Source organism: Psychrobacter fozii (genome assembly GCF_003217155.1).
GTDB lineage: Bacteria > Pseudomonadota > Gammaproteobacteria > Pseudomonadales > Moraxellaceae > Psychrobacter > Psychrobacter fozii.
Genome location: NZ_QJSU01000010.1, coordinates 73474 through 86898, shown reverse-complemented (window position 1 = coordinate 86898; position 13425 = coordinate 73474). Strand labels below are relative to the sequence as shown.

The window sequence follows — 13425 nt, the reverse complement described above, 5'->3', positions numbered from 1 at the left end:
AGAAATCTAACATAAGGAATACCATGAACCATCTCACCGTCGGACAACGCGCGCCTCTAAACAACCTTGCTATTGACGATACCGCACCCATCACGCTTAAGTTCACTCGTCAAAGCCCAATAGAGATGGACATTAGCTGCTTTGCCTTAGATGCAGCGGGCAAGCTGATCAATGATGATTACATGGTGTTTTACAATCAGCCAACTTCACCTTGCGGGCAAATCAAGCTCACCCATTGCGAGTCAAAGCCAACGGCGAATAAAGGTATCCAAGCCGAGTTTGAAGTTAATTTATCCAAACTGGCTGCGAATATAGACAGCTTGTTTTTTGTATTATCAGCCGACACACCGCTGAATCAAATTCAATCGTTAGAGATTGGCATTTGGCAGCAGTCGCAAAAAGCACAAGCAGAATATCAAGCGGCAGACTTTGCCCAGCAGCAAGCCAGTATGCTGATGCAACTTTACCGTAAAAGTGGCGTTTGGCGAGTATCTAACGTCGCGCAAGGCTTTAATGGTGGACTGGCCGCCATCGTGCAGCATTTCGGTGGCGATGTAGAAGAGGGTAATTCTACAGCAGCAGAGGCGACCGTCACGCCAGTTCAAACAAAACTGTCGTTAGAGAAGGTCATGCTAGACAAAGCCCCAAAACTGGTCAATCTGGCCAAAAAAGCCACGATATCGCTTGAAAAACGCCAATTGCAGCAATTAACCGCAAAGGTAGCGTTGGTGTTAGACGCCTCAGGCTCAATGAACAGACAGTACAAAAAAGGCCGCGTGCAAGAAGTGGTCAACCGCATATTGCCATTGGCAGTGAGCTTCGATGACGACCAAGCGTTAGACTGCTGGGCGTTTGCCCGAGATCCGCAATATTTGGGCGAGATTGGACTGAGCAACTATGACGGTTTCATTGACAACGCTCATGGCGGCTGGCGCAAATGGGCACTTGGCCCGCGCATCAACAATGAAGCCGAAGTCATGAAAGCCGTGACGGAGTTTTACCAAAAGGACGGCTTAGATGTGCCTATCTACGTGCTATTTATCAGTGATGGCGGGGTGAATGACAATCGCGGTATCACAAGAGTCATGACGGAAGCGGCGAAACTACCGATATTTTGGCAATTCGTGGGCTTGGGTGGTCGTGGTTATGGCATCCTAAAAAAACTAGACGACATGGCAGGGCGCGTGATTGATAATTGTGACTTTTTTGAACTAGATGACTTAGATGATATCAGCGAAGAAGCATTGTATGAAAACATGCTAGAAGAGTTCCCAATGTGGCTCAAAGAAGCCAAGCAGCTAGGCATAGTGACTGGCGGTAACTAATAACCAGTCGATAAATACCTAGATAGGTATCCATAAAGATAACGTAAGAGATAGGTTTGGTTGTTTATTTACCCATCATTAACCAAACCTACCTATTTATAGCAAAAACCTCGCAAAAATAGTCTTGTATCGCTTTCGGTGGTATTGCATGCTTACTTACCTATATAGGTAGCTATTTTATAAATCAGTAGTTGCTTGCCTTTATCGCCGTATTGTCTAAAAACATGACTTCTATGACTCAATCAAAAAAAACGTTTTATCACCGTCCCAAGACCAATCAATCGAAGAGCCCTACCGTGCGTTGGCTGTTTTTGACGTTAGGCTGGCTGTTTTTTGTATTGGGAATAGTGGGGGCGTTACTACCAGTGATGCCCACCGCGCCATTTATATTGCTGGCGGCAGGGTGCTGGGCGCGTAGCTCAAGGCGTTTTCATTTTTGGCTGATCAACCATAAGTTCTTTGGAAAGTTTGTCCGTGATTGGGAAAATAATCATGCAGTACCTTTCTATGCCAAGTGGTTAGCCACGATAATGATGGCAATATCGACATCTATGTTATTTTATCGTTTACCTGCCGATATGATGTGGATGGCATGGGCGGTAGCGGTGGTCTGTAGTGGGGTAGCGGTGTATTTGTTCCGATTACCAAATGCCTAAAAAACAGTGAAAATAGGTCAAAAAACAGCGAAAAAAGGCCTCCAGTTACACGAAATCTCAGATAAGACTTGCGAAATCAGGATGTTCCCCTTATAATACGCCCAAGCTTAAGAGCAGTTCTGCACCAAATCATTACCTCGTAGTATTAGTTATAATCCTTCGTTTTAATATTTATCGTTCAGTAGCTATTTGCAAGCGTTACCGGTCACTAGGCCATTAATAAATTAAAAAGTAGGATTATCAATATGTCAGATACTCAAAAAGGTACAGTTAAGTGGTTCAACGAAGCTAAAGGCTTTGGTTTTATCGCTCCAGAAACTGGCGCAGACGTTTTTGCTCATTACAGCGAAATCACTGGTTCAGGCTTCAAAACTTTAGCTGAAGGCCAAGAAGTTGAGTTCACTGTAACTCAAGGTCAAAAAGGCCCACAAGCACATAACATCGTTGCTATCTAATTTGTCTTTATAGACAGATAGATGAATAGATGTAGAAAAGCGAACCTTCGGGTTCGTTTTTTTTCGTCTGTCATTTGTCATTTGATAGGAGCCGTTAAATATCAAATGGCTTTGACATCAAAATATAGAATCAAAAATGCCTACATACTATTTTGATAGTTGTAGGCATTCTTGTTTTTATGGAGTGTAATGAATAATAGGGTACTAAAGCTTAGAGCTAGTGTAGCGCTAAAGAAGTGAATCTATCAGATAGAGCTGATAGCGATATTAATCAGGCCGCCGCCCAGTATTAACCAGCCAAACATAATGGCTCCCAAGATGAGTGGCTTCACGCCAGCTTGCTTAATCGCGCTCAGATGAGTCGTCAATCCTAGTGCAAACATAGCCATCGTCAGCAAAACATCATCAAACTTGACCATACTTCGCTCAAAGCTGTCAGACATCGGCACCCATGTGTGCAATACAACGATAAGAATAAAAATAAAGGCGAACCATGGCACGTTGACTTGTTTGATGCGGTCTACAAATGACAATGTCTCGCCATGACTGTCATTGTCACCCTTGGTTAAAGCAAAGGATAAAATCAGTAGAAAAGGGGCGAGCATCATGACGCGTATCATTTTGGTCACGACGGCTGTATTGCCAACTTCAGGATTGATCGCGTTACCTGCGACCACGACTTGCGCCACTTCGTGTATGGTCGAGCCAGTGTAAATGCCGTATTGTTGAGCATTTAGCCAAGGCTGTAACCAGCCAAGATGATACAAAAATGGATAGAGCAGCATCGCAATAGTACCAAAGACGACGACAGTTGCCACAGCGATAGTGACTTTATGAGCTTCTGCTTTGACCACTGGCTCTGCAGCAATGACTGCGGCTGCTCCGCAAATGCTCGCGCCTGAACCAATCAATAGAGTCGTTTTTTTATCGACTTTTAGCCATCTAGTACCCAGCCAATAGGTCAATAGAAAGGTCGATGTCAGTACCAGTGCATCGGTCATAATTGCTGGCATACCCACGCTAGCCACTTGCGTCATCGTCAGTTTAAACCCATAAAACATAATGGCTAAGCGCAAGATTTGACCTTTGGCAAAGCATACACCAGCATTTAGCTGCTCGGCGAAATTAGGGTATACCGTATTGCCCAACAGCATACCGAGCAAAATCGCTAATGTTAAAGAGGATAATCCGACGATGCGCCCGTTCGACCAAGTGTCTAGACCATTATTGAGCCATAAACAAAATAAGCTACCGACCAGCACCACGAGCAATCCTGCTAAGTGCCGATTGCTTGGGAGATAGTTGGTCACTGTTTTGGTTAAGGCATTCATGACAGGTTGTCCTATTGTCATTAATCGAAATAAGCATAAGTTTATGAATGGACAGTATAAGATAAGCTGATTTATAATAAAAACAGATTAATAAGATACAAACTATCGATTTTTTAGGTTAATACTGATGGTTCAAGATTGATAGTAAAAATATTGAGATTGAAACAAGATAGGTATAGCGAATAAAACAGGCTAAAAACTGACATAAGGCGTCATGAACTAATGAAAAAAGCGATGCAGACGCTACCTAAGATTACGCTAAAGCAATTGGCGGTATTTGTGAGTATTTATCAGACAGGCAGCACCAGCCGTGCCGGTGAAGAGCTGCATTTATCACAGTCAGCGGTCAGTAGCGCGCTGACTGAGCTTGAATCCAGATTGCAAATGCCGTTGTTTGAGCGCGTTGGACGTCGGCTCAATCAGCATCCCAATGCCCATCCCATTTATGTGCAAGCGCAAGCGATATTGGGACAGTCATTGACGCTTGAGCATTATCATAAGCACCAAGCAGGGCAAATTCATATTGGCGCGAGTACCACCATAGGCAACTATGTATTGCCACCGCTGCTGGCTAAGTTATACAAAGCATTGCCAGATGCGAGTGTGAACACTTATATTGCCAATACTCAAGAAGTGGTCGCTGAGGTTGAGCAACTCAACATTGATATTGCCCTAGTAGAAGGGATGCCGCGTCCGACAGATATGAAGGCCATTGAGCAGCGAGCATGGCGAACGGATACGTTAATGATCTTTGCCAAGCGTGACAGCCAGTGGCTAGTAAATATCGCGGCTTATAATGATGTGGAACATTGCTACGAGCTTAGTATCGAACAACTGGCACGATTACCATTATTGGTGCGAGAGGCAGGCTCAGGTACGCGGCAGATCATCGATGAGCAGTTGCTAAAGCATTTACCCGATGCGGAGGTGATTATGGCGATTCAACAATCAGAAGCCATCAAAAACATGGTCAGTGCCGATATTGGACTGGGTTGTCTGTCGCAGCATGTGATTGAGACAGAGCTGGAAACAGGTACACTAGTACAAGTGAATGTGGCAGGAATCGATCTATCGCGGACATGGTGGCTAGTCTGGCACAAAGCTCGCCATCAGAGTCCCATTTGGCAGACGTTTATTGATATTTTGACATCAGAATAAGGGTCAAAGCGTTAAAAACAGACAATAAAAAGCGTTCCATAGTAATTTTCTATGAAACGCTTTATTAAGGGCTATTTTTAATACAAGCCACTTAGTTTAAATCTCATTAACTAAACTTTAAAACGTAAGCTATTTTGAGACAGGTTTATCTAGTCTGACTACCAAACTGTCACAAGGCACGTTTGGTAAGATGTTATCTGCAGTGGCACCGCTCAACCAAGCGACAATACCATGGCGTTCGTGACGACCGATGACCAATAAATCTACCTCGTGCTTATGACAGTAGTTGACGATACCTTCGCTGTTTGAGATAGCAGTGGTTACCTCAGAATTGACGGCATTTAACTGGTTGCGTTCCAAAAATTCTGCCAATTTAGCGCGGGCTTCTTGGCAACGTTCGTCATCAATCTCATCGTATAAGCTTGAGGCGGGCACCAGCTCATAGCCAAAACCAACCATCGTATCTTTGACAATATGTAATACTGATAACTTAGAGCCAGGACGATTATCGACGATACGTTTGGCCTTTTGGGCGACCACGTCAGCATCAGATAATAAGTCGGTAACCAGTAATATATGTTGATAACTCATGAGATTTTCCTCGTAGCAGATAATCTTAACTATAGCACTACCCATGGCTGCTGTTAAGTAAGCGTTGGCTATCTTTTTCTGAATAATCGATTACTGTGTTACAGGCTGATCAAGCTTCACCACTAGGCTGTCGCAAGGCACGTTTGGTAGTATGTTGTCTGCAGTCGCCCCAACTAACCAAGCGGCAATACCACGTCGCTCGTGGCGTCCGATAATGAGTAAGTCGACAGCTTTTTCTTGGCAGTAATTGACGATGCCTTTGCTATTGGATATGGCGGCAGTTACCTCAGCGTCGACTGCGCTCAGCTCATTGCGCTCTAAGAACTGTGCTAGATTTGCCCGAGCTTCTTGCCAGTGTTCGCCATCGACATCACCTGACAGACTAGAGGCAGGCACCAACTCAAACCCAAAGCGTACCATATCATCCTCAACAATATGCAAGACTGTCAGTTTGGCTTCAGGAGAGCCTGCAAGGATGCGTTTGGCTTTTAGGGCAACCTTATCAGCATCGGACAATAAGTCTGTGACTAATAAAACATGTTGGTAGCTCATTATATGTTCCTATTAATAGTTAACTTCATAGTAACAGTGGCGACTGGCTTTGTTAAGGGCTAAATCCATTATTTAATTGTGGTAATGATTGAGTGCTGTTGTATGATTTTGATCACAAAGGTTTTAACTATAAAAGTCTGAGGCAAAAAGGTTTGAGGCAAACAGGCTTTAATAGAAAAGAGAGTCAAGCCAACCGAGTGCCGATTTATTTGGAATACTTCAAGCAAGGTTAATGCTGTCACTAGTCTATAGAAAATTGACTGTATTATTGCCAGATGGATGGCTTGACTTATGACAGTGTAAACCCCATCTACTTCCGTTAGGCAAATTCTTTTTAATTTATACAGGCGTATCGCTGTCATTTGAGATGATGTATTGATACCTGCCATTAAATTTGAATATTACTCATAGGTTAATCACAATAATACTCACAATATTTTATATGAATAGCATATAAAAACGACCCTACGATAAGTATTACATTCACTAGTTATTTATTGTTTACCTTGATTTTATTTGATCGCTACTGGCTAGATTTGGTCATAAATAGCATATTATTCTAAATAAAATAGGGCAATCCATAAGGAAAATTATGACCGACACGTTATTTACTGCTGATCTAACTTTGCATCCTGCATTTGAGCTGCTAGAGCATCGCCATATTGATGCGCTCTCGATGGACGTGTTGATAAGCCAACACGTCAAAACAGGCGCAATGCATTATCACTTGGCGCATCCGAGTGACGAAAATGCCTTCTTGGTTGGCTTTCGCACACAGCCGATGGATTCAAAAGGGGAAGCCCATGTGTTAGAGCATGTGGCGCTATGTGGCTCTGAAAAATTCCCTGTCCGTGATCCGTTTTTCTCAATGATTAAACGTTCGCTCAATACTTTTATGAATGCGATGACCGCCGCTGATTGGACGGCTTATCCATATGCAACGCAAAACAAAAACGACTATTTCAACTTGCTTGCTGTCTATCTTGATGCCTCGTTTTTCCCTAATATTCATCCGCTCGACTTTGCTCAAGAGGGCATTCGTGTTGAGTTAGATGAAAATGACAAGCCACAATTCAAAGGTATTGTCTTTAACGAGATGAAGGGCGCAATGAGCGGTGAGATTGACCAGTTGTATCATACGGTCGCTCATCATTTGTTCCCAACGACGACGTATCACTATAATTCAGGCGGCGATCCTGCGGATATTCCTGATTTGACGCATACTGAACTGGTTGAGTTTCATCAGAGCCATTATCACCCATCAAACAGTGTGATTATGAGCTTTGGTAATATTCCGGTCGCTGAAACGCAAGCCAAAATTCATGACGATGCCTTGACTCAATTTGAAGCGGGCAAAAAGCACGTATCGCGTCCAGAGCAGCGTTTGTCTGCGCCTGTTAGTGCGGTAGATACTTATACGGCTGACGAAGCTGGCCCTGATCAAACCCATCATGTCGTGGCATGGTTATTACCATCGATTACTGATCCCAAGCAGCGTTTGGCATTACGTCTATTAGAAGGCGTATTGGTTGAACATGCTGGCTCGCCGCTGCGTGCCTATCTTGACAGCCATCCACTGGGTAAAGCGCCAAGTCCGCTATTGGGACTCGATGACAGTCATTACGAGATGGTTTTTTATACGGGTCTACGCGGTTCGAACCCTGAGCATGCCGAAGCGGTAGAACAGGGTATTCTTGATTTGCTCACAGAAGTTGCCAGCTCGCCAGTCGATGACGAAACCATCGAAACTATTTTGCACCAGATCGAGATTGATCAGCGTCATATCGGCGGTGATAGCATTCCTTATGGTCTGAACTTGATGTTAGAAGGGTTTAGTACGGCGATTCATGATGGTAATCCTATCGATGTGTGGGAAGTTGATGAGCATTTACAATGGCTGCGCGAGCAAGTAAAAGATGCGCAATGGCTACCGAATTTAATCAAAACCCATCTGTTAGACAATCAGCATCGTGTACGCGTAACGATGACCCCTGATAGCGAAAAAACAGCACGTTTGGCAGCAGCTGAGCAGACGCGTCTAGATACTATCGCGATGGATTTGACTGCTGATGATAAAGCTGTTTTGAAGCAACAAGCCTTAGATTTAGCAGCACGCCAAGCGGCACCTGATGATTTAAGCTTATTGCCAAAAGTTGGTTTAGAAGACGTACCAACGGATATTAGCTTTAAACAAGGCACGCAAAAGCAGGTGCGTTTAAGCGGGCAAGACAGTACTTTATTTGAATATGAAGCAGGTACCAACGGTATTTATTACTATCAAGTCATCATACCGCTGACCGATGCGATTGGTAATGCGAACGCAGATGCGCTACCAGTCAATGACGTGATTAATCATCCATTGCTGCCTATCTATTTAAGCTTATTGTCAGAGTTAGGTACGGACACGCTCAGTGCTCATGAAATGCAAGCGAAGCAAGCGGCGCATTCATCAGGGGTCACGGCTCGTATCAGCCAACGTACCAATGTCGATGATAGCCAAGCGATTAGCAGCTATTTCGTTGTGGCAACGCGTGCGCTCAATCGCAAGCCTGAAGCGATTGATTTGCTCAAAGAAGTCATGGAACACAGTATCTTTTCTGAGCATGACCGTATCAAAGAAATCTTGCAGCAGCGTCAGGCAGGTTGGCAGTCAAACCTTGCAGGTTCTGGGCATTCTTATGCCATGCAAACTGCTAGTCGTGGTATGAGTCGTCAAGCACAGTTAGAATATGTGCGCAGCGGTCTGCCAGCATTGAATGCGCTAAAGGACTTCTTAACGCATGCCAGTACGGATGATGCCCAGTGGGATAAATTGGCCACTAGCTTGATGGATTTACATCAACGCTTGATCAGCTTACCTAAGCACGCCGTTATCATCTGTGAAGCTGAGCAAAGCGAACGCTTAAGCGGCTTGATTGTCGATAGTTGGAAAGACAGCCAAGCGCCAAAGATTGCCGAGCAGATCCGCAGTTCTGAGAATAGCATTGAAGACAGTATCCCGAACGAGTTTGCAGATTTGCAACTTGATACAGCGCTGAATGGTGTGACTGATACGGTTAAAGCGTTAGAGAGTGGCGACGATGTTAAAAACGACGTGCTCGATGTTGAGGATTTGGCTTGGCTAGTACCAACCAACGTCTATCATAATGCCAGTGCTTATACCGTTCCAGCAGCCGACCATCCTGACACGGCAGCATTGATGGTATTGGCGCCTTATTTACGTAATGGCTATCTACATAGTGCCATTCGTGAGCGTGGTGGTGCTTATGGTGGTGGTGCTGGTTATGATGCCAATGCATGTGCGTTTAAGTTCTTTAGCTACCGTGATCCGCAGTGTGCTGAGACCTTTGCTCACTTTGATGCTAGTATCGAGTGGTTGTTGAATGAACCTCAGACCGACGAGCAGTTAGAAGAAGCTATATTGGGTATTATCTCAGGTATGGATAAGCCAGGCTCTCCAGCTGGCGAGGCTGTCAAAGCATGCTTCGCTGATTTACATCATCGCGGTGTTGAGTGGCAGCGTAAAATGCGCGCGTCAATATTGGCAGTGACGGTTGCTGATTTACAGCGCGTTGCCAAGCAATATCTGCAAGGCCAGGAGCATGTACGTGCAGTATTAGCGCCTTATGATAAAGAAGAAGCTGTTAAAAATCTTGGCTTTAACGTTTGTAAAATAAAGAGCTAATATCGCTTTTTATATAAGAAATCTTTAAATAAAAGCCAGATTTTATAGTGATCATTAAATAAGCAGACAATACTAAAATATTGTCTGCTTTTATTTTGTCTGCAAATAATTTAAGATGGGGCTATTTTTAGCCCATTTAGATGACTAACGAATGAATTGAAGATACGCCCTAAAGTATAAGGAATATAATGAGGTTTTATAAAGCTATCCGTTGGGCAAGCGTACCTGTGTCAATACTGGCACTATTAATGACAGGTTGTGATGCATCATATACATCTACGGTGTCAGCCACCGAAGCGGCTATCGAAGATGATGTCTTTATAGAGGATGAGACAGAAAGTGCATCGGCTTATTTACAAAAGGAGTTTACGCCAGCGGATGAGTCAGCAGCCACAGCAGAGGGCATCCAACGTATTGCGACCGCTAATAATAACTTTGCGATCAAGATGTATCACCAGTTAACGAAAGAGGACACATTAGACAACCTTGTATTTTCTCCTTACAGCATATCTTCAGCCATGGCACTTGGATATGTAGGTGCTAAAGGCGATACCTACGATGAAATACAGCAAGTTTTTGATTATTCAGCTATAGATCAGATGCTGCCTAATGCTGCAGCACTTTACAATCAACTAAACCGACCTAATGTAGACTACATGCTGTCTAGTACTAATGGATTATGGGTGCAGCAAGGATTGGATCCAAATCCAACTTACTTAGATAGTATAAATCGTTATTTACAGGCAGAAGTTAATCCAGTAGATTTTATGTACGATCCAGAGTCGGCAAGAACAACCATCAATCGCGCGATTGCTAAACAGACTCATGATCTTATCCCACAGATTATACCGATCAATGGCGTTGATGAGGCAACACGCAGTGTGTTGACCAATGCCCTTTATTTTAAAGGGGCTTGGTACCATGAGTTTTATGATGGTAGCACTGAGTCGATGCCATTTGAGACGTTCCAGATGACAGGTAGCGCTACCAGTGCGCCGATGGTAGATATGATGCATCAGTACAATGGATTCCAATACGTGGAAGATAAGCAAGCACAGGTCATCGATTTGCCCTACGTAGGGAAAGAGATATCGATGATGGTGATACTGCCCAAAATAGCCGATAAGCAAGGCTTACAGCAGTTGATGGCATCGTTAACGACTGAAAAAATAACATCATGGCAAGCAAAGTCTGATTACGAGGATATCAATTTATATCTGCCCAAATTTAAAATGAATGTAAGAGATGAAGAATTGGCTGATAAGCTAATGACGATGGGCATGCCAACGGCTTTTTTACCTGCTGCTGATTTTTCAGGGTATCACGAAATTTCGCCACTGGTATTTGATAAAGTTGTCCATCAGGCCGTGATAGAAGTGGATGAATTGGGAACAGAGGCAGCAGCAGCCACCACAGTGATGGACATGGCTGCTTCAGCTGAAGAAGAGCAGGAACCTATCATTCCCATTGTGTTTAAGGCAGATCATCCGTTCATTTATATGATTTATCATAAACCAACCAACGCTATTTTATTTTTGGGGCAGATGGTCAAGCCGTCTAGTGACTGATGTTGTATCAAATAACTATTTGAATTAAGCCTATATCCTCCAGTTTTCAACATAAAAAAGAGCCGCTATTTCTATTCGAGATAGCGGTTTTTTAACAGAAAGACTGGTCGTTGAGCCGACGTTTAAAAACGTTTGATACTTTGATCTTTGCCGATATGATCTTGATGTATAGGAAAGTCAGCATGGTTATCGAAATTTTTACGGTCTTCAAAATAGCTTTTTAGAGTACGACGTATCGCTTCAAAGGCCAGTTTATCCCATGGAATATCTTCTTCGGCAAACAAAGCAGAGTCAAGGCTTTCAGATCCAATCCCATAAGCACCGTCTTTAAGGTCAGCTAAATAAATAGAGTATATTTGCCCGATATCTGGAATATCATATAAGCAATATAAGTGTGGATTGATAACGACCGCTTCAGCCTCTTCATAGCTTTCACGTGCAGCACCCTCTGCCATGGTTTCCCCATTTTCCATAAAACCTGCTGGTAAAGTCCATAAGCCGTATTGAGGCTCAATGGCACGGCGACATAGCAACACTCGGTTTTTATGTACGACAAGTGAACCACAAATAACCTTTGGGTTTTCGTAATGAATATAGTTGCAGTTTGGGCATACTAAGCGCGGTATATTATCTGTGGGTGGTATCTTTCGTTCTGCTTTATGACCGCATTGGAGACAATAGCTCATATCAACTGCCTTGTATAATGATAGTAGGGATAAAAAATAGATAAGAAAAAGATGTCATTATTTTAAGAATTATCATTCTTATTGTAGGCTGATAGCCCATCTTGTTTTCATTTATGGCCAAGCCGTTTATGGTTAAACCATTTATAGCCAAACCATTTTATATTGGTTAGATCATGGCTTTAACCACATCGCTTTGACCACTTTTAGCATTTGGCTGTCTTTTATTTAAACTGTTTAGACTTGCCATAGTCGTCATGCTTCAGTCTAAGATACCACAAATTTTGTCGTACGAGCAGTGCTCGCAAAAACAGACCGTTTGCCGCTGATTAATTTTGATACGCTTACTCTGTACTTGCGAGTGCACTAGATAAGGAGTCGCGGTCACATAAAGCATGTGCAGTGATAGGGTATACTGCGCTAATATCTTAAAAGAGATAACCTTCTCGTAATGATTATGAATACTGATAAAAATATAGGGCGATTACAATGTTACTTCCCCCACAGTCTGTGAGTTTGGATGAATTTTCAGTCGCTGTGCCAACCTTTATTCGTTATCCCACGCTCAGAAAGCTGGCTGAGCGGGTGCAACGTGAAACTTTAAATACCGTTACTGGTTCAATAGTGCCTGACTCTTATCAGCGTTCTCACAGTGCTCGTCTTTTAGACAGCTTGTATCAAACACCGATTGCGGATGCCTCAGTATTGGTAGCCATTACTCATGAGCGTCACCCTAAGTTGCTACTGACGCTTCGGGCTGCGCACATGAACAGTCATGCGGGCGAAGTGTCCTGTGCAGGTGGTAAGCATGAAAGGGGCGACGGCAATAATGTGGTCACTGCCTTACGTGAAGCATGTGAAGAGACGGCGCTACCGCCTAATAAAGTACAGCTGCTCGGCCAACTGCCTATCCAGACCTCTAAAAGTGGCATGAGTGTCAGACCTATCGTTGCGCTCATTGCGCCCGATTTAATATTGGTACCAGAACCTGGAGAAATCTCACGTATTTTTTGGGCAGATTTTGAGTCGTTAGTCACTCAGCCTACTGTGGAGTACGCTGTAGAATATGCGATGCAAGATGAAAAGGCGACCATTCTCACGCCCAGCTGGCAAGTGGATGGTGAGACGGTATGGGGTCTGACAGGTCGAGTGATTGCCAGCTTATTAGAGACGGGCTTTGATCGACAGCTTGAATGGTACTACCGTATACAAGACACGCGGTTATAGTCAATCTTTTATAAATTGGCTACGGTGTCAGTCTCACTTAGCCTACTAGCTGTACTTTCACTCGTCTTCCTTGTATCCAAATTATATTGAACTGACTATAGTCAGCGAACTGCTAAACCGCTACGGCGTTACCCTTTTTAGATGTACAATCTGCAGTCGGCTGCCTTGTACCCATTTTAGAGTTCTTTGACTAT

The 13425-nt window shown here is 43.6% G+C and carries 11 protein-coding genes; 7 read left to right on the top strand and 4 right to left on the bottom strand.

Going from position 1 to position 13425, the window contains the following annotated elements; translation table 11 throughout:
- Positions 1-23: 23 nt before the first annotated feature.
- The 3 genes from DFP82_RS12580 to DFP82_RS12570 all read left to right on the top strand — a co-directional run bounded on the left by DFP82_RS12580 (position 24) and on the right by DFP82_RS12570 (position 2436).
- Positions 24-1325 (top strand): VWA domain-containing protein, encoded by a 1302-nt coding sequence (locus tag DFP82_RS12580; protein ID WP_110924065.1) that lies wholly within the window; start codon positions 24-26, stop codon positions 1323-1325.
- Positions 1326-1558: 233 nt separating this feature from the next.
- Positions 1559-1981 (top strand): YbaN family protein, encoded by a 423-nt coding sequence (locus DFP82_RS12575; RefSeq protein WP_110924064.1) that lies wholly within the window; start codon positions 1559-1561, stop codon positions 1979-1981.
- Between the two features lie 245 nt (positions 1982-2226).
- Positions 2227-2436 carry a cold-shock protein gene (locus tag DFP82_RS12570; RefSeq protein ID WP_010201661.1) on the top strand — a complete coding sequence of 70 codons (210 nt, stop codon included), beginning with the start codon at positions 2227-2229 and terminating at the stop codon, positions 2434-2436.
- 245 nt (positions 2437-2681) lie between these two features.
- Here DFP82_RS12570 and DFP82_RS12565 read toward each other — a convergent pair whose 3' ends face one another.
- Positions 2682-3767, bottom strand: a complete 1086-nt coding sequence (locus DFP82_RS12565) for a YeiH family protein (protein WP_110924063.1) — start codon at positions 3765-3767, stop codon at positions 2682-2684.
- A 222-nt stretch (positions 3768-3989) separates the two neighbouring features.
- On the opposite strand from DFP82_RS12565, the gene DFP82_RS12560 reads away from it, so the two are divergent.
- Positions 3990-4925, top strand: a complete 936-nt coding sequence (locus DFP82_RS12560) for a LysR substrate-binding domain-containing protein (protein WP_110924062.1) — start codon at positions 3990-3992, stop codon at positions 4923-4925.
- Between the two features lie 129 nt (positions 4926-5054).
- Here the strand turns inward: DFP82_RS12560 and DFP82_RS12555 are convergent, their stop codons facing one another.
- Together DFP82_RS12555 and DFP82_RS12550 are read right to left on the bottom strand one after the other, a co-directional pair.
- Positions 5055-5516: a universal stress protein gene (locus tag DFP82_RS12555; protein WP_110924061.1), complete on the bottom strand. Its 462-nt coding sequence runs from the start codon at positions 5514-5516 to the stop codon at positions 5055-5057.
- Positions 5517-5606: 90 nt separating this feature from the next.
- Positions 5607-6068: a universal stress protein gene (locus DFP82_RS12550; RefSeq protein ID WP_110924060.1), complete on the bottom strand. Its 462-nt coding sequence runs from the start codon at positions 6066-6068 to the stop codon at positions 5607-5609.
- 592 nt (positions 6069-6660) lie between these two features.
- On the opposite strand from DFP82_RS12550, the gene DFP82_RS12540 reads away from it, so the two are divergent.
- Positions 6661-9753 (top strand): insulinase family protein, encoded by a 3093-nt coding sequence (locus DFP82_RS12540; protein WP_110924058.1) that lies wholly within the window; start codon positions 6661-6663, stop codon positions 9751-9753.
- 188 nt (positions 9754-9941) lie between these two features.
- Positions 9942-11321, top strand: a complete 1380-nt coding sequence (locus DFP82_RS12535; RefSeq protein ID WP_110924057.1) for a serpin family protein — start codon at positions 9942-9944, stop codon at positions 11319-11321.
- A 122-nt stretch (positions 11322-11443) separates the two neighbouring features.
- Here the strand turns inward: DFP82_RS12535 and DFP82_RS12530 are convergent, their stop codons facing one another.
- Positions 11444-12007: an NUDIX hydrolase gene (locus DFP82_RS12530; RefSeq protein ID WP_110924056.1), complete on the bottom strand. Its 564-nt coding sequence runs from the start codon at positions 12005-12007 to the stop codon at positions 11444-11446.
- A 486-nt stretch (positions 12008-12493) separates the two neighbouring features.
- Between DFP82_RS12530 and DFP82_RS12525 the strand changes: the two genes are divergently transcribed.
- Positions 12494-13231, top strand: coding sequence for an NUDIX hydrolase (locus DFP82_RS12525; RefSeq protein WP_110924055.1), 738 nt, complete (start codon positions 12494-12496; stop codon positions 13229-13231).
- Positions 13232-13425 lie beyond the last annotated feature (194 nt).

Bases quoted from the DNA above. Each gene is read 5' to 3' on its own strand.
- DFP82_RS12560 (WP_110924062.1), top strand. From the start codon at position 3,990: ATGAAAAAAGCGATGCAGACGCTACCTAAGATTACGCTAAAGCAATTG.
- DFP82_RS12570 (WP_010201661.1), top strand. From the start codon at position 2,227: ATGTCAGATACTCAAAAAGGTACAGTTAAGTGGTTCAACGAAGCTAAA.
- DFP82_RS12565 (WP_110924063.1), bottom strand. From the start codon at position 3,767: ATGAATGCCTTAACCAAAACAGTGACCAACTATCTCCCAAGCAATCGG.
- DFP82_RS12540 (WP_110924058.1), top strand. From the start codon at position 6,661: ATGACCGACACGTTATTTACTGCTGATCTAACTTTGCATCCTGCATTT.
- DFP82_RS12535 (WP_110924057.1), top strand. From the start codon at position 9,942: ATGAGGTTTTATAAAGCTATCCGTTGGGCAAGCGTACCTGTGTCAATA.
- DFP82_RS12575 (WP_110924064.1), top strand. From the start codon at position 1,559: ATGACTCAATCAAAAAAAACGTTTTATCACCGTCCCAAGACCAATCAA.
- DFP82_RS12525 (WP_110924055.1), top strand. From the start codon at position 12,494: ATGTTACTTCCCCCACAGTCTGTGAGTTTGGATGAATTTTCAGTCGCT.
- DFP82_RS12555 (WP_110924061.1), bottom strand. From the start codon at position 5,516: ATGAGTTATCAACATATATTACTGGTTACCGACTTATTATCTGATGCT.
- DFP82_RS12530 (WP_110924056.1), bottom strand. From the start codon at position 12,007: ATGAGCTATTGTCTCCAATGCGGTCATAAAGCAGAACGAAAGATACCA.
- DFP82_RS12550 (WP_110924060.1), bottom strand. From the start codon at position 6,068: ATGAGCTACCAACATGTTTTATTAGTCACAGACTTATTGTCCGATGCT.
- DFP82_RS12580 (WP_110924065.1), top strand. From the start codon at position 24: ATGAACCATCTCACCGTCGGACAACGCGCGCCTCTAAACAACCTTGCT.